Genomic DNA, 21320 nt, shown 5'->3' with positions numbered 1-21320 from the left:
TCGAGGGCAACCCCCTGAAAGCCATACCCGGAGTCTCTGGGCCTCTGGACCTTACGACGGCCCGTCCAACCCACCAACAACGTAGGACCCCCTGACCCCACCCGGGAAGGGCCCGCGCGCCCGGAAGCGCCCCCGGTCGGGCCCCGCCGGAGCGTGTCCGGTCCGCCGCGGTCGGGCCTTCGGGTCAGGCGGGCCAGGGCGTCGAGGTCTCGACACCGGTGGTGTAGTCGACCCCGGGCACGTCCCAGCCGTACAGCTGCCGGAACTGGCCGTAGAACCAGGCGGAGCCGGCCGGGTCGGCGGCCAGCGCGGCCGCCGGGTCGGCCCACAGCTCCCGTACCCGGTCCTGCACGGCGGGGTCGAGCTCCCAGCCGTCCAGGCGGATGCGGCCCTGCTCGTCCAGGGTGAGCTCCTTCGCGCCGGTCAGCTGCTCCCACAGGTCCACGGCCTGGTCGTCGGTCGTGCGCCAGCCCTCCTCGCCGAGGACGGTGCGCAGCAGCGAGGTGTAGAGGGCGATGGAGGGGATGGCGGTGGACGCCTGGGTGACGGCCGCGCCGGCGACGACGGTGAACGCCCGGCCGCGGTCGGCGAGCAGCCCGGTCCGCAGCCGGTGGGCGGTGGCCTCCAGGTGCTCCTTGGCGGCGCCGATCGTGCCCTGCCGGTAGACCGGCGCGGTGATCTCGGAGCCGACGTAGGACAGCGCCACGGTGGTGAAGCCGGGGGCGAGCAGGTCCGCGTCGGCCAGCGCCCGCACCCACAGCTGCCAGTCCTCGCCGCCCATCACCTTGACGGTCGCCGCCTGCTCGGCCTCGTCGGCCGGGGTGAGGTCGACGGTGCCGATCCGCGGGGTGCCGTCCTCGAAGAGCAGCGACGGCGAGGTGTAGGGGGCGCCGATCGGCTTGATCACCGAGTGGTGGACCTCGCCGGTGGCCGGGTCGGTGCGCCGGGGCGAGGCGAGCGAGTAGACGAGGTGGTCGACGGGGCCGTAGCGCTCGGCGAGGAGCTCGAGGACCTCGGCGCGGGTGGCGTCCGCGTAGGCGTCGGCGTTGACGAAGGTGATGTCGCCGCCGTCCTGTTTGACCAGGGCGGCGGTCATGGCGGTGCGGTACCAGCCGGCGGCGGCGGTGCGGCGCTCGGTGGCGGCGGCCTCGTAGGCGACGCCGACGCCCCGGACGCCCTGGCGGCGCAGCCCGGCGAGCAGCAGGGCCTGGCCGTAGCCGGCGCTGGCGCCGAGGACCAGGACGACGGGGGCCCGGCCGACCGGGGCCGCGGGCTCGATGCGCCGCCACTGGCGGTCGACGGTGGCGGCGCTGCCGGCCGGGTGGGAGTTGACGATCAGGTAGCCCCGCTGCTTGGGGGTGATCTGCTGGATGCTCACGCGGTGGCGCCCTCTCCGATCCGGAGATCGTGATCATGGTGTCGGTCGTCCGGAGCCTATCCGCGCCGAAGGGCACCACCGTTGCCACGCCGCCACGGAAGTCGCGGCCCGCGCTTGTCGGAGGTCGTCATTGCGGAAGGGTCCCGCTTCGGCTATCCGGTGGGGTGCCCCGCCCGCCGGCGGGTGTCGGCGGCCGCCGGGCGACTCGCCGGCGCCGGGCCTAACAGCCTTACCGCATCGGAGAGTTGTGGAGATTCGGTGCCCGTCGACTGCATACCGGGACACCGGGTAGGCGCCGGACAGGGACACCGGCCCGCCCGGGACCGGCCCCACGGCCACAGGAGGGTCGTTCGATGCAGATGCCCGTCCACCCGATGCCCGTCACCTTCCCCGACAGCCCGATGCCCGACGTCCCTGTCGTCGCGGAGCTGCGGTTCGACCCCGAGCTGCCCTACGCGGCCTGCCTGGCGTTCCCGCTGACGCCCTGCACCTGCGTACCGGCCGAGCCCCAGGTGTGCTGGTACTTCAGCCGCGAGCTGCTGAACGAGGGACGGCACGCCCCGGCCGGGAGCGGCGACGTCCGGGTGAGCCCCGGGCCCGAGGGCGAGGTCCTGATCACCCTGCGCGGGCCCGACGGCGCGCAGGCCGTGCTGAGCGCGCCGGACGGGGAGGTCGCGGCGTTCCTGTCGGACTCCTTCCTGCTGGTGCCCGCCGGCGCGGAGTCCGAGCACCTCGACGTGGACACCGCGCTCGCCCTGCTGCTCGCGGAGGACTGAACCGCCGACGACCGACCCGCGCCCCACGGCGGCCGCACCCGTTCCGCCGTTGGAGTGCTCCGTCCCCGCCCGCCGCGGCAGGCACGGCGCTCGACCGCCCCGCGCGCCGCGCGGCCCACTAGGTTCCTGCCGTGGACGAAACCAGGGCTTCGAACGGGCGCGAGCCGTCCGCCGGCGAGCGCGTCGTGACCCGCCTGGACGGGCGGCTGCCGCTCACCGAGGCGGGCCGGGAGCTGCTGCGCAAGGTCTTCCCGGACCACTGGTCCTTCCTGCTCGGCGAACTCGCGCTGTACAGCTTCGTGGTGCTGCTGGTGACCGGTGTCTACCTGACGTTCTTCTTCCGCCCGAGCATGAACGAGGTCCTCTACCAGGGCGCCTACCTCCCGCTGAGCGGCGTCCGGGTGTCCGAGGCGTACGCGTCGACCCTGCGGATCAGCTTCGAGGTGCGGGGCGGGCTGCTGGTCCGCCAGATCCACCACTGGTCGGCGCTGCTGTTCGCCTCGGCGATCGGGGTGCACCTGCTGCGGGTGTTCTTCACCGGGGCGTTCCGCCGCCCGCGCGAGCTCAACTGGGTGATCGGGGTGACACTCTTCAACCTGGCGCTGCTGGAGGGGTTCTCCGGCTACTCGCTGCCCGACGACACCCTCTCCGGCACCGGCCTGCGGATCGCCGAGGGCGTGCTGCTCTCGGTGCCGCTGGTCGGCAGCTACCTCACCCTGTTCGCCTTCGGCGGCCAGTTCCCCGGGCAGGACGTCATCCCCCGGCTGTTCACCGTGCACGTCCTGCTGGTTCCCGGCCTGCTGCTGGCCCTGGTCGGGGCGCACCTGACGCTGGTGGTGGTGCTGAAGCACACCCACTGGGCCGCGCCCGGCCGCACCAACCGCAACGTGGTGGGGATGCCCTTCTTCCCCCAGTTCCTGACCCGCACCGTGGGCCTGACGTTCACGGTCGGTGGCGTGATGGCGCTCTCCGCCTTCCTCGCCGAGGTCAACCCGATCTGGCGGTACGGGTCCTACCGCCCCGACGTCGTGGGGACGGGCGCCCAGCCGGACTGGTACATCGGCTTCATCGAGGGGGCGCTGCGGCTGATGCCGGCCGCGGAGACCGCGGTGCTCGGGCACACCGTGTCCTGGAACGTGTTCCTGCCCGCCCTGGTGGTGCCCGGCCTGCTGTTCGCCGCGCTGTACGCCTACCCCTTCGTCGAGCGGTGGCTCGACCCCGGCACCGGCGAGCACCACCTGTGCGACCGGCCGCGCAACCGGCCGACCCGCACCGCGCTGGGCGTCGCCGGGATCACCTTCTACGCGGTGCTGCTGATCGCGGGCGGCAACGACGTGATCGCGTACGCCTTCGAACTCTCCGTCAACGCGCTCACGGTGGCGCTGCGGACGGCCGTGATCGTGCTGCCGCCGGCGGCCTTCCTGCTCACCCGGTGGCTCTGCCTGGCCCTGCAGGCCCGGGACCGCGCCCGGCTGCTGGACGGCGACGAGACCGGCCGGATCGACCAGTCGCTCGACGGCGGCTTCTCCGGCCACCGCCGCCCGGTGCCGGAGGCCGAGCGGTACGTGCTGCTGGCGCGCGCCGCGACGGAGCCGGTCACCGCACCGCCGGGGGCGCCCCGGCACCGGCGGGCGCGCGCCGCGGCGAGTTCCTGGTTCCACCGCGACCTGGTCGAACTGCCTTCCACCGAGCGTGAGTCGGAGCGGATGACGGCCGTCCTCACCGCTCCGGCCCACCCCGCCGCCCCGGCCGGCCGGGAGGCCGCGCCCGCCCCGGGCGGTCCGCTGCGGCGGCTGCTGCGCCGGCTCAGCCCGCGCCGTGGTCGCGGTACTGGAAGATGAAGCCGGCGACGGCGAGCGCGAGCACCAGGGCGCCGACCACGATCAGCCACCGGGCGAACACCAGCCCCAGGGCGAAGACCGTCACGCCGACCGCCGCGAGGACCGGGTAGCCGCTGCGGGCCGGGAAGAACCCCACCGGGCCGGCGGCCTCCGCGATCTCGGCCTCCCCGCGGTCCTGCGCCCGGCCGCCGCCCAGCCGCTGGTGCTGGACGAACCAGAACAGCGCGACCAGTCCGGACATCAGGAACGCCACCGTCAGGATCGCCTTGCCGGCCGGCTCCCGGGCCCAGAAGCCGTAGACCAGCCCGGTCACCGCGAAGAACGCCGTCATCACGGCGAACAGCCACCCCTCCGCCTTCACCGCCCGCTCCCCCGCTCGCCGGTACGGCCCTGGGGCACGCCGGCTCCGCCGCCCGACGCCTCCTCCGGCGGTACCTCCGGGTGGTGCAGGTCGAAGGCCGGCGACTCGGAGCGGATCCGGGGCAGCGCAAGGAAGTTGTGTGCCGGCGGCGGGCTGGAGGTGGCCCACTCCAGCGACCGGCCCCAGCCCCACGGGTCGTCCTCGGTGACCTTCCGGCCGTACCTGGTGGTCCGCCAGACGTTGTAGAAGAACGGCAGGTTGGAGACCCCGAGCAGGAACGAGCCGATCGAGGCGCACACGTTCAGGGCGGTGAAGTGGTCCACCGCCAGGTAGCTCGCGTAGCGGCGCGGCATCCCCTGGGCACCCAGCCAGTGCATCACCAGGAAGGTCGTCTGGAACCCGACGAACAGGATCCAGAAGTGCGCCTTCCCGAGCCGCTCGTCGAGCATCTTCCCGGTGAGCTTCGGCCACCAGAAGTAGAAGCCGCCGAAGGTGGCGAAGACGACCGTGCCGAACAGCACGTAGTGCAGGTGGGCCACCACGAAGTAGCTGTCGGTCACGTGGAAGTCGATCGGCGGCGCGGCCAGCAGCACCCCGCTCAGCCCGCCGAACAGGAAGGTCACCATGAAGCCGATCGACCAGAGCATCGGCGTCTCGAACGACAGCGAGCCGTTCCACATCGTCCCGACCCAGTTGAAGAACTTCACCCCGGTGGGCACCGCGATCAGGAAGGACATCATCGAGAAGAACGGCAGCAGCACCTGGCCGGTGGCGAACATGTGGTGCGCCCACACCGACATGGACAGCGCGGTGATGGAGACCGTCGCGCCGATCATCCCGTAGTAGCCGAACAGCGGTTTGCGGCTGAACACCGGGATGATCTCGCTGACGATGCCGAAGAACGGGATCGCGACGATGTAGACCTCCGGGTGGCCGAAGAACCAGAACAGGTGCTGCCACAGCAGCGCCCCGCCGTTCGCCGCGTCGAAGGCGTGCGCGCCGAACTTGCGGTCCGCCTCCAGGCAGAGCAGCGCGGCGGTCAGCACCGGGAAGGCCAGCAGCACCATAACCGAGGTGAACAGCACGTTCCAGGTGAAGACCGGCATCCGGAACAGTGTCATGCCCGGCGCCCGGAGGCAGGTGACGGTGGTGATGAAGTTGACCGAGCCCAGGATGGTGCCGAGGCCGGCCACCACCAGGCCGAGCGCCCACAGGTCCCCGCCGGCCCCGGGCGAGAACACCGGGCCGTTCAGCGGCGCGTACGCGAACCAGCCGAACGCGGCCGCGCCCCCGGTGGTGAGGAAGCCGGCCAGCACCATCAGCCCGCCCAGCAGGAAGGCCCAGTAGGTGAAGGCGTTCAGCCGGGGGAAGGCGACGTCCGGCGCGCCGATCTGCAGCGGCATGATCGCGTTGGCGAACCCGGCGAAGGTCGGGGTGGCGAACAGCAGCAGCATGATCGTGCCGTGCATGGTGAACAGCTGGTTGTACCGCTCGTTCGACAGCAGCCCGGTGTCCGGGCCCATCAGCTGGGCCCGCATCAGCAGCGCGAGCACGCCCCCGACCAGGAAGAAGCCGAAGGCCGTCGCCAGGTACAGGTTCCCGATGACCTTGTGGTCCGTGGTGAACAGCCAGCGCAGCAGGGCACTGCCCTGCCGGACCCGCGCCCGGGTGCGGTCCTGCGCCCGGGGCGGCGCGGTGGACGACGCGCTCATGGAACCTCCGCAACGGAGCCGGTGACGCCCCCGGTCGCGGCGCCGACCCCCTCCCCGGCCCGGCGGAGGGCCCGCCCTCGCACGCCATCGCCGACCCTAGCGGCGGCGGCCCGGACGGCCGGGGCGCCACGCGGTGCGTTCGACCGGGTGGCGCCGCGGCCGTCCGGGGGCGTCCCGGCTCAGCGCTCCAGCAGGTCCGGGACCACCTCGCGCAGACGGTCGGCGCCGATCGCGCCGGCCCGCAGCAGGACCGGCACCTCGCCGGTGACGTCCACGATCGAGGAGGGCACGGCGGCCGCGGTCGGGCCGCCGTCGAGGTAGACGGCCACCGAGTCGCCGAGCATGCCCTGGGCGGCGTCGCAGTCCTGCGGCGAGTCGTGACCGGTCAGGTTGGCGCTGGAGACGGCCATCGGGCCGGTGGCGTCGAGCAGTTCGATGGCGACCGGGTGCGCGGGCATCCGCACCGCCACCGTCCCGTTGGTCTCGCCGAGGTCCAGCTCGACCGACTCCAGGTGGCGGGCGACGACGGTCAGCCCGCCCGGCCAGAACTCCTTGACCAGGTCCCGCGCGCGCTCCGTCACCTCGACCAGCCCGTCCAGCGCCTCCGGGGAGCCGACCAGCACCGGCGAGGGCATGTTCCGCCCCCGGCCCTTGGCGCGCAGCAGGCGCTCGACGGCCTCCGGCGCGAAGGCGTCCGCGCCCACGCCGTACACGGTGTCCGTGGGCAGGACGACGAGCTCACCGCGGCGCACGGCGGCCACGGCCTCGCGCAGCCCGGCTGCGCGCTCGGACGGGTCAGAGCAGTCAAAACGACGAGTCATCAGGGGTCTCCACCGGCGGGCCGCCGGCCCGCCCCGTTCCTCCGGCCCGGCCACCTCTCCGGCCGGACACGACGTGGTCAGCCTACCCTTCCCCGGTCGGCGGCCCGGCCCCGGTGACCGCCGGGGGGCTCCGCCGTCTCGGCCGCCCGGGTGGCGCGGGAGAGCGGCGCCGCACCGGGCCGTCCTCCCCGGGGGCGGGCGGTGCCGGGCGGACGTAGGTTGCGGACATGACCAGTGACGATACGGTCCCGCCCGTGGGAGTGCGCCCGGTGGACGAGGTGTTCGCCGCGATCGACAAGGTCAACCGGCGCCCGCGGCCCTGGAGCGGTTTCGAGCACGGCGTGCTCGGCGCCTACCGGTGGGCCGCCGGTGCCCAGGTCGCGGCCCCGGTGACCGCCGCCGCCACGGCCGGTGCCGTCGGCCCGTGCCGCGCCCAGCTGCTGGCCGAGTGCCAGGCCGCCGCCGTCCACCTCCGCCTGGTCCGCGCCCAGGGGTCGGACCACAGCTATGTGCTCGGCGTCCACCGGGCGCTGGCCTGGCTCTGCGGACTGCACGAGGACCGGCCCTGAGCCGGGTCGGTCCGCAGCCGCGCCGGCCCGTCGCGTCGCGTCGAACGGCCGGTGCCCCGCGCTGAACGGGGGTCAGACAGGTCGGTATCAGTAGTAGTGACGGCGGCCGCCCACGGCGTGCCCCAGCATTCCGGCGGCCCACAGGACCAGACCGATGACGAGCAGCACGATGCCGATGGTCCACAGGATCGAGATCCCGGTGACGAAGCCGATGACGAGCAGGATGACGCCGAGGAGTATCACGGAGGCCTCCCAGGTCGAGAGGTGACTGTCGGCGGGGGCGGCCTCGCCGGTACCGGCCGGGCCCGTCCCCGGGGAGCGGCCTTGCCGGCCCGCTCCGCTCCCCACGCGTCTACCGCGGCACGGCCCTCGCAAACCGGTCGGCCGCTCCCCCGTCACCGGCGGTGGCGACCGCCCCGGCGGCGCGGCGGCGCGGCGACCCGGGGCACCGGCAGGAAGAGCCGGGCCAGCTCGCGGCCCAGGTTGACGCCGATGGCGAGGGCCATCGCCATGGCGCCGGCCCGCCCGATGCCGCTCAGCCCGACCTCGGGCTCGCCCCGGACGAAGGCGAGCATCCCGAAGTACAGCACCGAGCCCGGCAGCAGCGGCCCCAGCGCGGCGGTGATGTGCGGCAGCGCCGAGCTGCCCCGGCAGCGCGCCATGAGCTGGCCGGACAGGCCCACCAGCCCGGCCGCCAGGCCGGTGGCCAGGATCGGCTCGCCGCCCGCGTTCACCAGCACCCCGTACGTGGACCAGCCGGCCGCGCTGTTCAGCAGGACCGCCGGCAGCGTGGCCGGCTCGGTGTTCAGCAGGACCGCGAACGCCAGGGTGAGCAGCACCGCGGCGGCGAGTTGCAGCGGCGGGTTGACCGCCCCGGGCGGGCCGTTCTGGGCGGCGAGGTCGGCGCCGTTGTTGACGCCGACGTAGAGCACCGTCATCACCCCGATCACCACGCCGGCCATCAGGTACAGCGCTTCGAGCAGCCGGGCGGCGGCGGTGAGGTAGAAGCCCGTCAGACCGTCCTGGGCCGCCGCCACCATGGGCCACCCCGGCAGCACCGCGTACAGCCCGCCGGTGATCACCACCGAGCCCCGCAGGTGCAGCCCGTTGAACGACAGCAGGATGCCGATCACGGCGGCGGGCACCGCGGCCGCCACGAACTGGTAGAAGGCCGGGAAGTCGTGGCGCGCCACCAGCGCCGAGAACCGCTCGCCCATCAGCGCGGCGACCACGGCGCTGGTGAACACCAGCCAGGCCCGGGCGTCGGCCCGGCCGCCGATCAGCAGCGTGGCGGCCCCGGCCATCCCCGCGCAGGAGAGCACGAACAGCCGGCCGGAGTAGCGGCGGCTGTGCCGGCGGGCCGCCACCAGGCGGCCGTGCGCCTCCGGGACGGCCATCCCGCCCACGGTGATCTCGGTGACCAGCCGGAACACGGCGGCCAGCCGCGCGTAGTCGACGGCCGGGCGGCGGACCGAGCACTCGGCCGACAGCGAGGGTTCGGACGGGCCAGGCTGGTAGGAGATCGCCACCCGGGTGAAGGTGACCTGCGGGTCGCAGGGGTGGAGCCGGTAGGCGTGGACGACGGCGAGCATCGCGGCCTCGACGTCCTCCGCCGCCTCGCCGCTGGCCAGCAGCAGCTCGCCGACGAGCAGCGCGAGGTCCAGCACCCGCGCCGGCTCGACGCCCGTCGGGGGCTCCGCGCCGGCCCCCTCCGGCGCCGGCCGCCGGTCGGCCGTCGGGGTGCGCAGCAGCGGCAGCATCATGTCGGGCCAGGGGGCCGCGGCGCCGTCTCCCTCGGGGCCGGGCCGGGCGCCCGGTTCACGCTGTTCGGGCGCGGGTGCCTGGGGCGGCACCCGTTCGGGCCGGACGGGGTGTCCTTCCGGGCCGGCGGGCGCGCCGAGCTGCTCGTGTTCCGTCATCGCGACTCCCTGACCCCACCCCCTCCGCCATCACCGTGCATCCGTTCCACTACCCGGAGTGACGCTGAGGCGAACGCGCCACACCCGGCACACCCGTCCGAACCGGAGCACGAACGGCTGTACACGCCCCGTCGGCCGGCGCGTGCCGACCCCGGGAGCGGAGCAGGCCTGCCGCCGGGCCCCGGAACCGGCCGCGGGAGTCCACGGCCGTGGGGCCCCGGCCGCGGGAGTCCCCGGCCGCCGGATTCGCGGCGGCGCCCGCGGGTACACGCGGCTGCGCGAGGACCCCGAGGAGGTGCTTCGATGACCGTCCCCATGCCCCCGGATCCGGACACCCGGCCGATCCCCCGCCCCGACCCGGCGCCCGGGCCGGACGAGCCCGTGCCCGCGCCGCCGCCCGTCCCCCCGTTCCCGCCGCCGGAGCCCTACCCGGACCCCGATCCGGCGCCACTGCCGCAGCCGCACCCCGGGCAGGCCTGACGGCGCCGGTCGGCGGCTTCCCGTCAGCCGTGACGCACCCGGTGGTGCCGGTCAGAACTCCGGCGCCAGCAGGCTGCGCAGCTCGGCCTCGAAGAGCAGCTCGGGCCGGAAGCCCATGCCGGTGAACTGCCCGGCGAGCTCCAGCGAGAGCACGCCGTGCAGGCGGGTCCAGAAGGCCAGGAAGCGGTGCAGCACCTCGGGCGGGGCCGGCTGCTCGCCCGCCCATTCCCGGTGGTCGCGCAGGTGGGTGGCGAACGGCTCCTCGGGGGCGTCCGGCCGGGCCGGGGCGAACGCCGCACAGGCGTCGACCAGCGTCCGCATGACCTCGGAGGCGATGGCGGTGGTGTCCTCGGGCGCCCGGTAGCCGGGCACGGGGGTGCCGTAGATCAGGAAGTAGCGCTGGGGGTCCGCCAGGGCCCAGGCGCGCAGGGCGCGGGCGAGCCCGGCCAGGTCGGCGCCCCCGGCGGCGGCCGCGCCGAGGGTGTCGGCGAGGCCGCGGTACGCGTCCCGGACGAGTTCGGTGATCAGTTCGTCGCGGCCGGCGAAGTAGCGGTAGAGCGCGGGGCCGCTCATGCCCATCCGCTTGGCGATCGCGTTGACGGAGAGCCCGGAGGCGCCGGCCGTGGCGATCTGCTCCCAGGCGTGCGCCTTGACCTCCTCGCGCACCTGCGCGCGGTAGCGCTCGCGCGGGCCGTCCGCACCCGTCCTCGCCATCGGCTGCCCGCTCCCCTCACCGTCCGACTACAGCTCCACGCTTCTGTTAGAAGGTATCACGAAAGTGGTTGACCCTCAGGCCGGTCCCGCGTTACAACTTCTAGCGAAGGCGTGAGCATCTAGCTCACGGCGCCCGTGCCGCCCCGACGGCCGACCAGTGAATGGGGAGTTCCATGTCCGCCACGCGCAGCACCGCCACGCGCAGCACCGCCACCCGCACCGCCACCCGCACCGCCCTCGCGGCCATCCCGCTGGCCCTCGGCCTGCTCGCCGCCGCCGTCGCTCCGGCCTCGGCCGCCGCACCGCACCGGCCCGGCTCCTCGCTCACCTGCCACGGGGCCGGCGTCGACCCGGACGCCCGGGTCCGCTACCGGACCGAGGCCGTGGTCCACGCGCCGCTGCGGACGGTCTGGCGGCTCCAGACCGACGTGGCGCACTGGCCCGACTGGCAGACCGCGGTGCAGGACGCCGAGCGCCTCGACAGCGGCCCGCTGCGCCCCGGGTCGGCGTTCCACTGGTCCACCCCGCTGCCCCCGAACCCCGCGTCGACCGACCCCCGCCTGGAGATCACGTCCACCGTCCGGCAGCTGCGCCCCGGCACCTGCGTCCGCTGGACCGGCCCGGCGGTCGCGACCGGGCTGCGGATCGACGGCGTCCACGTCTGGAACTTCACCGAGGTCCCCGGCGGCGTCCTGGTGCGCACCGAGGAGACCCACACCGGCCCCCAGGTCGACGCGAACGTCCCCGCCGCCACCGACATCCTCCGCCAGGGCCTCGAAGGCTGGCTGCACGACCTCAAGGCCGCGGCCGAGGCCCGCGTCTGACGCGACCGCCCCCGCGGGACCGGGCCGCGGGTCCGCGCATGGAAGCCCGCGGCCCGGGCAGGCGCCGTCCGGGGTCCCTTGGCCGGGCCCCCACCGACGAGAGGAGGTGGACCCCCATGACAGACCGGCACGAATCCGCTCCCCGGGACCCTCCGGCCCCGACGGAGACCCCCGAGTCCCGGATGACCGGCGAGGGCGCCCCGCCGCCCGCGCACGAGGAGGAGAAGGGGCCCCGGGACGGCCCCGAGTACGAGATCACCGAGCCGGCCCACGACGCCGGTCCGCGGGAGCCCCCGCACTGAGCGAGCGCCGCGCCCGGTCCGGCCGGTGACCCACCGGCCGCCGGGCCGGCCGCCCGGTCAGGGGGCGAGCAGCCCCTGCCGGCCCGCGTAGGCGGCGAGGCCGTCGGCCGTCGCACCGGCCCAGCCCAGGTAGCCGTCCGGCCGGATCAGGAACACGCCGGTGCCGTACGCCTCGTAGGCCGGAACGCGGACCACCGGGGCGGTGACGCCGGGCAGCGGGGCGTCCGTGCCGACGGTGAGCAGCGTCCAGTGCGGGCCGCGGAAGGCGTCGAACAGCCGGACGCCGCCGCGGCGGCCGTCCGGGGCCCGGTCGCCGGCCCGCAGCGCATCCGCCGGGAGGTCCGGTCGGGTCTCCTGGGAGAGCGCGGACTCCCGGTAGCCGAGGTCGAGTTGCTGGGTCGCCCGGCCGCGGCGCTGCTCGCCGCGGTGGACCCGGGTGGAGAGGTCCAGCATGGCCGCCGCGTTGGCGCGGCGCTCCTCCTCGTAGCTGTCGAGCAGTCGCTCCCCGGCCCGCCCGGTGAGCACCGCGGCCAGCTTCCAGGCCAGGTTGTAGGCGTCCTGGAGACTGGTGTTGAGGCCCTGCCCGCCGGCCGGCGAATGGACGTGCGCGGCGTCGCCGGCCAGGAACACCCGGCCGGCCCGGAAGCGGTCGGCGAGCGCCGCGCGCGGGCGGAACTCGGAGATCCAGCGCAGCTCGGTGACCTGTTCGGCGGCCAGGTGGGAGCGGTCCGCGACCACCCGGCGCAGCCCGTCCAGGGTGAGGTCGACGGCCGCCCCCTCCGGGGACTGGGCGACCAGCTGGAAGTCCTCGGTGCCGCCGAGCGGGCAGATCGCCAGCAGCCCCTCCTCGGCCCGGAACACGTGCCAGTGCTCGCGGTCCAGCCCGTCGATCCGGACGTCCGCGACCAGCATCGGGTCCGGGTCGACGGTCTCGCCGGTCATCCCGATGCCGAGCAGCCGCCGTACCGTGGAGCGTCCGCCGTCCGCCGCGACGGCGTAGCGCGCCCGGACCGGTCCCCCGGCGGCGAACTCGGCGGTGACGCCCTCCTCGTCCTGCGCGAGGCCGACCAGTTCCCGGCCGAACGCGACCTCGCCGCCGAGCTCGCGCAGCCGCCCGTACAGCACCTGCTGGGTGCGCCACTGGGGCAGCATCAGCGTCTCGGTGTACGGCTCGGCCTCGGAGGGCTCGGTCGGGTCGAACATCCGCTGCACGCCCTGCGGTTCGCCGTCCTGCCAGGTCAGGGTGGGCGGGTAGTGCCCGGCCACCGCGCGGACCCGGTCCAGTACGCCGAAGTCGTCGAGCACCTCCAGGGTGCGCGGCTGGAGGCCCTTGCCGCGCGAGCCGGGGAAGAGCGCGGTGCCGCGTTCGACGACGAGCGCGGCGACCCCGTGCCGGGCGAGGTCCAGTGCCAGGGCGAGGCCGGTGGGCCCGGCGCCGATGACCAGGACGTCGGTGTTCATGCCGCGAGGAGCCACGGCAACCTCCTTAACGTTGTTAAGTAGCCGTTGCCCACAGCCTGCACTTAACGGCGTTAAACTGTCAACCGTGACCCCGCAGAGAACCCCCAAGCTCGACCGCGGCCAGGTCGTCGACGCCGCACTGGACCTGCTGAACCAGGCCGGACTCGACGGCCTGACGCTGCGCGCCATCGCCGCCCGCCTCGACGTCAAGGCGCCCGCGCTGTACTGGCACTTCAAGGACAAGCAGGCGCTGCTCGACGAGATGGCCACCGAGATGCTGCGCCGGATGACCGACCGGGCGCCCGAAGCCCGGTCGGGGGGCGACTGGCGGGAGGCCTACCTGGGAACCATGCGCACCCTGCGCGCCGAACTGCTGCGCTACCGCGACGGCGCGAAGGTCTACAGCGGCGCCCGGTTCACCGACACCGGCTACGCGGCCGGCCTGGACGCCTCGCTGCGGCTCCTGGTCGAGGCCGGATTCACCCCGACGGCCGCCGCCCGGGCCTGGCAGACCGCCTACAGCTACACCATCGGCTACGTCGTCGAGGAACAGGCGATGGGCCCCAACCCCTTCGACGGCGAGGAGGGCTACGACGTGGAGGCCCGCGCCGAACGCCTGGCCGCCCACCCGCTGGCCGCCGAGTCGGGCCGGGTGATGTTCCAGGACTTCGACGCGGGCTTCGAGCAGGGCCTGGCGGCGGTGCTCGCCGGGGTCGAGGCCACCCTGCTCGGCTGACGCCCCGGCGGGCGGCAGCCCCGTCCCGTCCCCACGACACGGCACCGCCGGGCCCTTCCCGGGCCCGGCGGTGTCCGTTGTCGCGCGGGAGCGCGGTCAGGCGGTCATGAACTCGCCCACCCGCAGCGCCCGCCGAACGATCCGGACGTCCCCGACGTACCCGTGGAAGACCTTGTCCAGCACCCCCGCGTAGGAGTAGCCGCCCAGCATCCACGGCCGGCCCAGCGTGGTCAGCCCGACCGCGGGCGTCGAGGGGTTGCGTGCCACCTCGCACCCGTCGACGTACATCCGGCTGAGCTTCCCGTCGTTGACCACCGCGACGTGCCACCACCGGTCCAGCGTCAGCTGGTGGCCCCAACAGGTGGACGCCCCGGTCTGGTTGAGCGGGTAGACGCACCACTGGAGGGCCGGAGCCTCGGAGAGGCTGAGCGTCCCGACCGGCTCGTCGGCGTCCGTCCCGGGCCCGTTCTTCCCCGCCTCCCCGCTCGTCCCCCACCGGCTGAGCAGGGCGGACCAGCGGCTCCGCGCGGAGTCCCAGTCGGCGGGCAGCTTGAAGAACGCCTCCACGGTGAACCCGCGCTCGAAGGTCTCCCGGTTCACCGGTGCGCCCGGCGCCGTCTGGAGGTAGCTGCCCCGGACCGGCGAGCGGGTGCCCTTGAACAGCAGGCTGCCGTGGCCCGGCTGGTCCGGGTGGTGCTCGGCCGACCAGCTGAGCGCACCGTCGGGCGTGCCCGGGGCGCTCTGCCAGAGCAGGTCGTTGCCCTGCCCGGACAGGTCCTTGACGACCTGCTGCGGAGAGACGGCCGCACCGTCCGCGCCGCCGTTGTCGAACCGCCAGTAGGCCACCGTGTCACGCACCAGCAGCTCGCCCGCCCGGCGGGCCGGGCGCGGCGGGACGGGCGCGAAGCCGGCGAAGCGGCGCTCGAAGTCGATCGCGAGCGAGAAGCGGTCCACGTCCGAGGTCAGCTCGGCGTGCCGGGCCGCCAGCGCGTTGCGCTCCTCGGCCGCGATCTGCTGGATCCACGGCGAGAAGGTCGACACGTCGACGGTGCCGCGGTCGAGGTCGAAGCGGTACGTCCGGATCATCGCCGCGCCGCCGTAGTAGCGGTCCTGGTAGTTGGTGATGTGGACGTGCACGTCGTGGCCGGCCCGGTTCTTCAGCACGGTGCGCCCGGGCGGCCAGTAGTGCCCGTTGACGGTCAGGAAGACCTGGTCGTTGCCGTCGATCAGCCGCTCCCAGAGCCGCTTCCCGTAGTCGGAGAGCTCGGCCCGCCCGCTGTCGTCCGCGTAGGCCAGGTCGTGGGTGGTCAGGATCACCGGCACCTCGGGGTTCGCCGCGATCGTCGCGTTCGCCCAGGCGAAGCCCGCGTCGGAGAGCCGCCAGTCCAGCGAGAGCACCATCCAGTCGCGCCCGGCCGCCCGGAACACGTGGCAGGTGTTGTAGCCGTCCGGGCTGGAGCCGCGGTAGCCGGAGGTGCGGGCGGCCCTGGCCTTGCCGAAGGTCTCCAGGTACGGGGTGCTGCCGCGCTGGTCGTCGGTCGAGGAGCGGACGTCGTGGTTGCCGGCGAGCACGCCGTAGGCCGCGCCGGCGTCGTCCAGCAGGCCGAACACCTTGGTGACGGCGGCGTACTCGACGGCCAGCCCGTTCTCGGTGACGTCGCCGAGGTGGGACAGGAAGACGATGTTGTCGTCCGTCCCGTCCTCCCGGTTGACCCCGCCGTCCAGCACGTAGCGGACCGAGGCCTCCAGCGGCGCGGGGTGGATCCGGTCCTGGTCGAACAGGTACTGGGTGTCCGGCATGACCACGACGGTGAACTGCCGGGCGTCCGGGTCGGGCTGCCAGCGCGCCTTCCCCTTGCCGTTGCCCTTCCCCGGCTTCCTCGTGCCCGCCCCGGCCGCGGGCTCGGGCCCGGCCGCCTGCGCGGGCACCGCACCGAGCAGGCCGAGCCCCGCGGTGCCGACCCCGGCGCCCAGCAGACCGGCCCCGCGCAGGAAACGGCGCCGGCCGGCCGCCGCCGGCCCCTCCCCGTCGAGGTCGGCGGTCCGCGGGCAGCCGCACTCGTGCTCGGACGCCTGGATGTCGTGCATGTTCGCTCCCGGAAGTGGTGTGGGCCCCGACGGTAGGGACCGGGATTGGTCGTGGACCATCCGCCGGGCCACGCCCCGCTGAACAGCGGCCGAACCCGACGGGCGGTGGACCCCGGGGCCGGCCCGGCGGCCGGCGCCCCGGGGTGCGGGCCCGCGCGGACCGGCCGTAGAACGGAGGGGAGGACACCGGTCGGCGGGTCGGCCGCCGGGGCGGAGGAGGTGGCTGCGATGGGACTGCCCCTGGCGGCCGGGCACGTGCTGGTGCGGCTCGGCGACGGGCCGCGGGAGTCGGCGGAAGCGGTGCTCGACGCGCTGGAGGCCGTCTTCCCGACCCACACCGGGCGCGGCCGCACCCTGATCGGCAACGTCTGGGAGGACCCCGCCACCGTGACCTCGGAGGGCACCCGGGTGGTGGCCGAACCCCGGATCCACCGCGCCCCCGCCGGCGCCGCGCCGACCCCCTCGGCGAGCCACTCCCAGTCCTTCGACGCCCACGCCGCGGGCTCGCCCGGGCCGCCGGTCGCGCTGCCCGGCGGGATCACCGCGGACCTGCTCGGCAGGCCCGAGGACGTCGAGCGGGTGCTGCGCGCCCTCGCGGGGCTCTGCCGGACGCGGGAGCGGAGCCGTACGGACCAGGGGCCCCAGCTGGCGGTACGGCTGCGGCTCGGACAGCAGGGGTGAGCGGGGGCGAGCGGCCCCCGCGTCCAGGGGCGGGCCGGCCCGCGGCGGGGGCGAACGACCCGCTGGACGTGTGCGCGCGCCGGACCGGGGTAGGCGCGCCGACGCAACACCACCGGCCGACTCCGTTCGGGGACCGCCATGGCCGTACACCGCAGACCAGGCACGCGACACGGGGGCAGGGCCCGCCCCGGAAGCGGCGAGCGCCACGACTTCCCGCACACCCCGCAGGGCCCCGGCCGCACGACACCGCAGCTCAGGCCCCAGACCACGGTGCGCCGGGGCAGCGAACCCGTGAACGCCCGCTCGGACCTGGAACTCCGGCGGCTGCTGTCGCGGGTCTTCCTGGTGCTGTTCGTCGCGGGGGCGGCGCTCTTCGCCGTGCTGGCCGCGCTGGCCGGGCCGGGCCCCGTGCCCAACCAGGGCACCTACGCCTTCTTCGCCGCCCTGTGCGCCGGGTTCGCCGGCCTCGCGGCGCTCGACCTGGTGGTGATCCACCGGCGCCTGGCCGCCGGCCAGGGCCGCGACCGGGCCGACTCACCCGAGCGAACCGGGTCCGGTCCGCCCGGACGGTCCGGGTGACCACGCCGCCCGGACGGTCCGGGTGACCACGCCGCCCGGACGGTCCGGGTGACCACGCGCGTGACCACGCGCGCCGGCCTCCGTAGGGCCGTAACCATCCCACCGGGTCTGGCCCGGTGGCCGTTCGGCACCCTCCGGGTTTGCATGGACTCACCGAGTCCCCAGCGATCCGGAGGTAACGCCGTGTACGAGATGTGGGCCGAGCACGACCCGGCGGTGTCCCCGCCCGCCGTGGTGTGGCACGTGGTGGCGAAGGACGACGCGTCGTCCTCGCTCTGCGGCCGGTTCCTGGAACCCTCCCAGCGCGTCGTCCCGGCAGCCGACGGCGACGGTGCGGCCGGGCCCGACCGGTACTGCGACCCCTGCCTGGTCACCGTGCGCGAGGCCCTGGCCGCCGGCGCCCGGTGACCTCGCCCGGCACCCCTCCTTCGCGTCCTTCGCGACGTCCGCGCTGCTCCGTCCGCTGCCCTCCACCGTCTCCGCTCCGGCACCCGTTCGGGCGCGCGTCCGCGGCCGTCACGGTCACGGTCACGCGCTCACGGCAGCGGCACCGCCATCAGGCACGGGTGCCGGCTACCGGTTCCGGGAGCCGCCAGGACAGTGGCCACCTCGCCGGTGATCTCCACCCGCAGGCAGCCGTCCGAGCTCTCCCAGACGAAGCCGCCGTCCGGCCCCACGACCTGTGTCTGGTGCACGACGACGACGGACAGTGGGGCGTGCCCGCCGATCGGGCCGGGGAGCGTCACCGCGTAGCGGCGGGTGAGGCTTCTCATCACGGCCTCCTTCTCTCCCACCCTGCGTCATCGATTCTCCCCTCGTCCGACCGCTTGTACACGGAGGATCTCGGTCCTCCCGGGGCGACCGGTGCCGTCACCGCGTCTGCCCCGGACCGGCGCGCTCACACACGGACAGGCCCGGCGTCCCGGCGCCCGAGCGGCCGGGCCCGGCGACGCCGCAGGGCGAAGCGCCGCGGCATGGGTCATCGTGACCTGAGAGCACAGCCGGCCGAGCCCGAGGAGACCACCCGTGGGAGCGAACGGCGCCGGACCGGACCGGAGGCCCGTACCGCTGGGCAGCCGCCGCCCCCGGGTGCCCTCGCGCCGCACCCCCGCCGCACTGTCCGGCCCGGGCCGGGTCCCGCCCGGGGAGCGGGTCCCCGCCGGGCTCCGGACCGCCGCCGGGTACACCTGGCGGCTGGTGCTGCTGGGGCTCGCCGCCTTCCTGGTCGTCGACGTCCTGACCCGGCTCGAACTGCCGGTCGTCGCCCTGTTCGTCGCGCTGGTCATCACCTCGGTGCTGCGCCCGCCGGTCGACCTGCTGGCCCGGTCGATGCCCCGCTCGCTCGCCGTCCTGCTCACCTTCCTGTGCACCATCGCGCTCGTCGGCGGGATCCTGACGCTGGTCGGCACCACCGTCGCCGAGGAGTGGAGCCGGCTGGGCAACGAACTGCGCGGCGGTCTCACCCGGATCGACCACTGGCTCACCCGTGCCCCCTTCCACCTCCGGCCCGGGACGGTCACCGATCTGCGGGCCAAGATCGGCGAGTACATCTCCGCCCACCGCTCCGCCCTGCTCAACACCGCGCTCAGCGGCGCCGGCCGGATCGTCGAGCTGGTCACCGGGCTGGCGCTCGCGGTGTTCTGCTCGGTGTTCTTCCTGCACTCCGGCGACCGGATGTGGGCCTGGGTACAGCAGCAGCTGCCCGCCCGCAGCCGCTCGGTCCGGGAACGCGCCGGTCGGGCGGCCTGGCGCACCTTCGCGGGCTACACCCGGGGCGTGCTGATCGTGGCGGCCTCCAACGCGGTGCTGGTGGGCATCGCGCTGGCGCTCCTGCGGGTGCCGCTGGTGATGCCGCTGATCGTGCTGGAGTTCGCGGCGACCCTCGTACCGCTGATCGGCTCCCCGATCGCCCTGGCCATCGCCGCCGTGGTCGCGCTCGCCGCGCGCGGGCCGGTGATCGCGCTGCTGGTGCTCGCGCTGATCGTGATCATCGGCCAGATCGAGGGCCACCTGCTGCATCCCCTGGTGCTCGGCTGGTCGGTGCGCATCCACCCGGTGGCGATCGCCGTGGCGGTGGCCGGCGGCACCGTGCTGGCGGGGATCCTGGGCGCGGTGGTGGCGGTGCCGGTGGTCTCGGTCGCCTGGGCGGTGATCGGCGAGCTGCGCGGCGGCGGCAGGCCCCGCGATTCAGGGCCGGAACCCCCGGCGGCGCGCGATCAGCCTGGTCGCCGAGAGCAGCAAGGTCGGCGCCCAGACCAGCGCGAAGACGGCCGGCACGGTGGCTGAGTGCGCGTCCGCGCCGACCAGAAGCAAGCCGGCGGACAGCGCCAGCAGCACCGAGGCCGGCACCCGCGCGGCGACCCCCAGGGCGCGGTCGAGCAGCCAGCCGGGCCGGCTCCGCATGGTGCGCATCGCCCGGTCGAGCCGGTCGTCCGTGCGCAGTTCGTCCTCGATCTCCACCAGGATCCGCAGCTCCCGGCGGGAGAGCCCGGGCCCGTCCATGGCCGTCACCTCCGGTCCGTGGACAGGCGGCTGCCCGGCCCCGGCGCTTCGTAACACCGCCCGGCCTACCGGGGCGGGGATCGCCCGCACCCCGATGACCTGGCAGGATTCCCGCTGACCGGTGCCGGAGGAGCCCCTCCCCGCTCCCCCGGCACGCACCGCGACCGAAAGGCCACCCCGTGACCACTCCCAGCACCGTCGCCGTCGAGCGGGCGGACGAGCGGAACCGTTACGAGATCTCCGTCGACGGCGAGCTCGCCGGCTTCACCGAGTACCGGGACCACGAGGAGCAGCGCGTCTTCTTCCACACCGAGACCGACGAGGCCTTCGCCGGCCGGGGCCTCGCCTCCCGCCTGGTCCAGGAGGCGCTGACGGACGTCCGCGCGGCCGGCAAGCGGATCGTGCCGATCTGCCCGTACGTCGCCAAGTTCCTGCTGAAGCACGAGGAGTTCGCCGACATCACCGACCCCGTCACCCCGGAGGTCAAGAGCTGGCTGCGCGGCCGACTGTACTGACCGGGCCCGGCCCGGGTGGCCCGGCCGGCGCCGGACCGGACCACGGGTGGCCCACCCGACCCCCGAGGTGGGGCCGTTGGGCCCTGGCCGCGCGGTCCGGCGCCCCGGGATCCTGGTCGCCGGTATGCGCCGGCTGGGAGTGGAAGGGCCTGGGGATGGGCGAGTTGGTCACGGTGAGGGCGTTCGAAGGGCTGGCCGGCGAGGTCCTGGCCGAGGCACGGGCCCGGGTGGCCGCCGCGGCGGCGGCGCCGGGGGTGGGGACGCTGGTGGAGTCCCTGCGGATCCGGTTCGCGGCCGTGGCCGGAGGCGTGCTGGCGCAGGTCAACGCCGAGGTGGACGGCCGGCGGATCCGCGTGCAGGAGGCCGCGGCCGGGCTCGGCGACTCGCTCGACCGGGTGAGCGACGCGCTGCGCGGCAGGATCAGGGCCGTCACCGGGGCCTGGGCTCCGCGCCCCTGGCCGGGCCCCCGTGCGGCGGCCCCCACCGGTCCGGGCGGCGGGGCCGCCCCCGAGCTCCGGGTCGTCCGGCGCAAGGAGCCCGCGCTGGTGTGGTGCTCGCCGGAGGCCGCCGCCCGGACCATGGACGCGATGGACTACGACATCCACCTGTTCACCGATCCGGCGACCGAGACCGACGCCGTGGTCTACCGGGTCGGGCCGACCGGCTACCGCCTCGCGCGTACCGTCCCCGCCGGCCCGGCCGGCCGGCGGACCTCGCCGATCACCCTCAGCCCGCACGGCGCGCCCCGGCTGACGGAGACGCAGGCCGTCGACCGGCTGGCGGGCGCGGAGCTGCCGTTCCTGTTCTTCGCCCATCCGGTCAGCGGCCGGGGCCGGGTGCTCTACCGCCGTTTCGACGGCCGGCTCGGCCTGATCGCCGGTCGCGTCTGAGGGCCGCGTTCGTCCACGGCCGGATCCGACGGCCGGGGGCGTCCGACGGCTGAGTGTGTCCCACAGCCGGTGGAACCGCGGGCGGGGACGTCGAGTGCCTGGAGGCCCTCGACCACGTCGTCGTTGAGGCAGACGTGGGAGACCTCGACCCGCCCGAAGGGGGTGTCGCTC

Annotated in this window: 24 protein-coding genes; 13 read left to right on the top strand and 11 right to left on the bottom strand. The window is 75.0% G+C overall.

The window, feature by feature from the left end; translation table 11 throughout:
* Nucleotides 1–184: 184 nt before the first annotated feature.
* Complete coding sequence (locus tag ACWD4P_RS33670) at nucleotides 185–1378, bottom strand: enoyl-[acyl-carrier-protein] reductase FabV (RefSeq protein WP_449782248.1); 1194 nt, start codon at nucleotides 1376–1378, stop codon at nucleotides 185–187.
* 353 nt (nucleotides 1379–1731) lie between these two features.
* Between ACWD4P_RS33670 and ACWD4P_RS33665 the strand changes: the two genes are divergently transcribed.
* Together ACWD4P_RS33665 and qcrB are read left to right on the top strand one after the other, a co-directional pair.
* The gene (locus ACWD4P_RS33665) at nucleotides 1732–2154 is read left to right on the top strand and encodes an SsgA family sporulation/cell division regulator (protein ID WP_359824023.1); all 423 of its coding nucleotides are present in this window, start codon (nucleotides 1732–1734) and stop codon (nucleotides 2152–2154) included.
* A gap of 131 nt (nucleotides 2155–2285) precedes the next feature.
* A complete protein-coding gene (gene qcrB / locus ACWD4P_RS33660) occupies nucleotides 2286–3995 on the top strand; it encodes a cytochrome bc1 complex cytochrome b subunit (protein WP_449782247.1) in 1710 nt (569 codons plus the stop codon).
* Here the strand turns inward: qcrB and ctaF are convergent.
* The 3 genes from ctaF to ACWD4P_RS33645 form a co-directional block, all read right to left on the bottom strand.
* Nucleotides 3961–4356, bottom strand: coding sequence for an aa3-type cytochrome oxidase subunit IV (gene ctaF, locus ACWD4P_RS33655; protein ID WP_359824020.1), 396 nt, complete (start codon nucleotides 4354–4356; stop codon nucleotides 3961–3963). The genes qcrB and ctaF overlap by 35 nt on opposite strands.
* Nucleotides 4353–6068 (bottom strand): aa3-type cytochrome oxidase subunit I, encoded by a 1716-nt coding sequence (gene ctaD / locus ACWD4P_RS33650; RefSeq protein WP_359824017.1) that lies wholly within the window; start codon nucleotides 6066–6068, stop codon nucleotides 4353–4355. Before ctaD ends, ctaF begins: the two co-directional genes overlap by 4 nt.
* Nucleotides 6069–6247: 179 nt before the next feature.
* On the bottom strand, nucleotides 6248–6889 hold the full coding sequence (locus tag ACWD4P_RS33645; RefSeq protein WP_449782246.1) for an L-threonylcarbamoyladenylate synthase: 642 nt from the start codon (nucleotides 6887–6889) through the stop codon (nucleotides 6248–6250).
* A 227-nt stretch (nucleotides 6890–7116) separates the two neighbouring features.
* On the opposite strand from ACWD4P_RS33645, the gene ACWD4P_RS33640 reads away from it, so the two are divergent.
* Complete coding sequence (locus ACWD4P_RS33640; RefSeq protein ID WP_359824012.1) at nucleotides 7117–7458, top strand: hypothetical protein; 342 nt, start codon at nucleotides 7117–7119, stop codon at nucleotides 7456–7458.
* Between the two features lie 87 nt (nucleotides 7459–7545).
* Here ACWD4P_RS33640 and ACWD4P_RS33635 read toward each other — a convergent pair whose 3' ends face one another.
* Complete coding sequence (locus ACWD4P_RS33635) at nucleotides 7546–7701, bottom strand: DUF6131 family protein (protein WP_359824010.1); 156 nt, start codon at nucleotides 7699–7701, stop codon at nucleotides 7546–7548.
* A 152-nt stretch (nucleotides 7702–7853) separates the two neighbouring features.
* Complete coding sequence (locus tag ACWD4P_RS33630; protein ID WP_449782245.1) at nucleotides 7854–9377, bottom strand: threonine/serine exporter family protein; 1524 nt, start codon at nucleotides 9375–9377, stop codon at nucleotides 7854–7856.
* A gap of 303 nt (nucleotides 9378–9680) precedes the next feature.
* Between ACWD4P_RS33630 and ACWD4P_RS33625 the strand changes: the two genes are divergently transcribed.
* On the top strand, nucleotides 9681–9857 hold the full coding sequence (locus tag ACWD4P_RS33625; protein ID WP_449782244.1) for a hypothetical protein: 177 nt from the start codon (nucleotides 9681–9683) through the stop codon (nucleotides 9855–9857).
* A 51-nt stretch (nucleotides 9858–9908) separates the two neighbouring features.
* On the opposite strand, the gene ACWD4P_RS33620 is transcribed toward ACWD4P_RS33625, so the two are convergent.
* Nucleotides 9909–10571, bottom strand: a complete 663-nt coding sequence (locus ACWD4P_RS33620) for a TetR/AcrR family transcriptional regulator (RefSeq protein WP_449782243.1) — start codon at nucleotides 10569–10571, stop codon at nucleotides 9909–9911.
* A 173-nt stretch (nucleotides 10572–10744) separates the two neighbouring features.
* Here ACWD4P_RS33620 and ACWD4P_RS33615 point away from each other — a divergent pair, with 173 nt between their 5' ends.
* Nucleotides 10745–11395: an SRPBCC family protein gene (locus ACWD4P_RS33615; RefSeq protein WP_449782242.1), complete on the top strand. Its 651-nt coding sequence runs from the start codon at nucleotides 10745–10747 to the stop codon at nucleotides 11393–11395.
* A 116-nt stretch (nucleotides 11396–11511) separates the two neighbouring features.
* Complete coding sequence (locus ACWD4P_RS33610; protein WP_449782241.1) at nucleotides 11512–11697, top strand: hypothetical protein; 186 nt, start codon at nucleotides 11512–11514, stop codon at nucleotides 11695–11697.
* A 57-nt stretch (nucleotides 11698–11754) separates the two neighbouring features.
* Here ACWD4P_RS33610 and ACWD4P_RS33605 read toward each other — a convergent pair whose 3' ends face one another.
* Entirely contained in the window at nucleotides 11755–13158 is a 1404-nt protein-coding gene (locus ACWD4P_RS33605) for an FAD-dependent monooxygenase (protein ID WP_449782249.1), read from the bottom strand.
* A gap of 85 nt (nucleotides 13159–13243) precedes the next feature.
* Here ACWD4P_RS33605 and ACWD4P_RS33600 point away from each other — a divergent pair, with 85 nt between their 5' ends.
* A complete protein-coding gene (locus ACWD4P_RS33600) occupies nucleotides 13244–13894 on the top strand; it encodes a TetR/AcrR family transcriptional regulator C-terminal domain-containing protein (protein WP_449782240.1) in 651 nt (216 codons plus the stop codon).
* A 96-nt stretch (nucleotides 13895–13990) separates the two neighbouring features.
* On the opposite strand, the gene ACWD4P_RS33595 is transcribed toward ACWD4P_RS33600, so the two are convergent.
* Entirely contained in the window at nucleotides 13991–15982 is a 1992-nt protein-coding gene (locus ACWD4P_RS33595; RefSeq protein WP_359829657.1) for a LamG-like jellyroll fold domain-containing protein, read from the bottom strand.
* Between the two features lie 228 nt (nucleotides 15983–16210).
* Between ACWD4P_RS33595 and ACWD4P_RS33590 the strand changes: the two genes are divergently transcribed.
* From ACWD4P_RS33590 to ACWD4P_RS33580, 3 genes are all read left to right on the top strand, one after another.
* Nucleotides 16211–16663 (top strand): hypothetical protein, encoded by a 453-nt coding sequence (locus ACWD4P_RS33590; protein ID WP_449782239.1) that lies wholly within the window; start codon nucleotides 16211–16213, stop codon nucleotides 16661–16663.
* A 138-nt stretch (nucleotides 16664–16801) separates the two neighbouring features.
* On the top strand, nucleotides 16802–17242 hold the full coding sequence (locus tag ACWD4P_RS33585; RefSeq protein ID WP_449782238.1) for a DUF6343 family protein: 441 nt from the start codon (nucleotides 16802–16804) through the stop codon (nucleotides 17240–17242).
* Between the two features lie 183 nt (nucleotides 17243–17425).
* Nucleotides 17426–17650, top strand: a complete 225-nt coding sequence (locus ACWD4P_RS33580; RefSeq protein ID WP_359829654.1) for a hypothetical protein — start codon at nucleotides 17426–17428, stop codon at nucleotides 17648–17650.
* 128 nt (nucleotides 17651–17778) lie between these two features.
* Here the strand turns inward: ACWD4P_RS33580 and ACWD4P_RS33575 are convergent, their stop codons facing one another.
* A complete protein-coding gene (locus ACWD4P_RS33575; protein ID WP_449782237.1) occupies nucleotides 17779–18015 on the bottom strand; it encodes a DUF6296 family protein in 237 nt (78 codons plus the stop codon).
* Between the two features lie 253 nt (nucleotides 18016–18268).
* Between ACWD4P_RS33575 and ACWD4P_RS33570 the strand changes: the two genes are divergently transcribed.
* On the top strand, nucleotides 18269–19528 hold the full coding sequence (locus tag ACWD4P_RS33570) for an AI-2E family transporter (protein WP_449782236.1): 1260 nt from the start codon (nucleotides 18269–18271) through the stop codon (nucleotides 19526–19528).
* On the opposite strand, the gene ACWD4P_RS33565 is transcribed toward ACWD4P_RS33570, so the two are convergent.
* Nucleotides 19430–19744 carry a DUF3040 domain-containing protein gene (locus ACWD4P_RS33565; protein WP_449782235.1) on the bottom strand — a complete coding sequence of 105 codons (315 nt, stop codon included), beginning with the start codon at nucleotides 19742–19744 and terminating at the stop codon, nucleotides 19430–19432. The genes ACWD4P_RS33570 and ACWD4P_RS33565 overlap by 99 nt on opposite strands.
* A gap of 179 nt (nucleotides 19745–19923) precedes the next feature.
* On the opposite strand from ACWD4P_RS33565, the gene ACWD4P_RS33560 reads away from it, so the two are divergent.
* Together ACWD4P_RS33560 and ACWD4P_RS33555 are read left to right on the top strand one after the other, a co-directional pair.
* The gene (locus tag ACWD4P_RS33560; protein WP_359829650.1) at nucleotides 19924–20259 is read left to right on the top strand and encodes a GNAT family N-acetyltransferase; all 336 of its coding nucleotides are present in this window, start codon (nucleotides 19924–19926) and stop codon (nucleotides 20257–20259) included.
* Between the two features lie 155 nt (nucleotides 20260–20414).
* Nucleotides 20415–21149, top strand: a complete 735-nt coding sequence (locus ACWD4P_RS33555) for a sigma 54 modulation/S30EA ribosomal C-terminal domain-containing protein (RefSeq protein ID WP_359829649.1) — start codon at nucleotides 20415–20417, stop codon at nucleotides 21147–21149.
* Nucleotides 21150–21320: the final 171 nt, after the last annotated feature.

It is taken from the genome of Kitasatospora sp. NPDC002543, from assembly GCF_053594915.1.
This window is presented reverse-complemented; position numbering and strand designations above follow the sequence as displayed.

Coding starts and splice junctions, on each gene's coding strand:
- ACWD4P_RS33595 (WP_359829657.1), bottom strand. CDS start 15,982: ATGCACGACATCCAGGCGTCCGAGCACGAGTGCGGCTGCCCGCGGACC.
- ACWD4P_RS33610 (WP_449782241.1), top strand. CDS start 11,512: ATGACAGACCGGCACGAATCCGCTCCCCGGGACCCTCCGGCCCCGACG.
- ACWD4P_RS33620 (WP_449782243.1), bottom strand. CDS start 10,571: ATGGCGAGGACGGGTGCGGACGGCCCGCGCGAGCGCTACCGCGCGCAG.
- ACWD4P_RS33640 (WP_359824012.1), top strand. CDS start 7,117: ATGACCAGTGACGATACGGTCCCGCCCGTGGGAGTGCGCCCGGTGGAC.
- ACWD4P_RS33575 (WP_449782237.1), bottom strand. CDS start 18,015: ATGAGAAGCCTCACCCGCCGCTACGCGGTGACGCTCCCCGGCCCGATC.
- ACWD4P_RS33645 (WP_449782246.1), bottom strand. CDS start 6,889: ATGACTCGTCGTTTTGACTGCTCTGACCCGTCCGAGCGCGCAGCCGGG.
- ACWD4P_RS33605 (WP_449782249.1), bottom strand. CDS start 13,158: ATGAACACCGACGTCCTGGTCATCGGCGCCGGGCCCACCGGCCTCGCC.
- ACWD4P_RS33555 (WP_359829649.1), top strand. CDS start 20,415: ATGGGCGAGTTGGTCACGGTGAGGGCGTTCGAAGGGCTGGCCGGCGAG.
- ACWD4P_RS33625 (WP_449782244.1), top strand. CDS start 9,681: ATGACCGTCCCCATGCCCCCGGATCCGGACACCCGGCCGATCCCCCGC.
- ACWD4P_RS33630 (WP_449782245.1), bottom strand. CDS start 9,377: ATGACGGAACACGAGCAGCTCGGCGCGCCCGCCGGCCCGGAAGGACAC.
- ACWD4P_RS33615 (WP_449782242.1), top strand. CDS start 10,745: ATGTCCGCCACGCGCAGCACCGCCACGCGCAGCACCGCCACCCGCACC.
- ACWD4P_RS33665 (WP_359824023.1), top strand. CDS start 1,732: ATGCAGATGCCCGTCCACCCGATGCCCGTCACCTTCCCCGACAGCCCG.
- ACWD4P_RS33565 (WP_449782235.1), bottom strand. CDS start 19,744: ATGGACGGGCCCGGGCTCTCCCGCCGGGAGCTGCGGATCCTGGTGGAG.
- ACWD4P_RS33585 (WP_449782238.1), top strand. CDS start 16,802: ATGGCCGTACACCGCAGACCAGGCACGCGACACGGGGGCAGGGCCCGC.
- ctaD (WP_359824017.1), bottom strand. CDS start 6,068: ATGAGCGCGTCGTCCACCGCGCCGCCCCGGGCGCAGGACCGCACCCGG.
- ACWD4P_RS33590 (WP_449782239.1), top strand. CDS start 16,211: ATGGGACTGCCCCTGGCGGCCGGGCACGTGCTGGTGCGGCTCGGCGAC.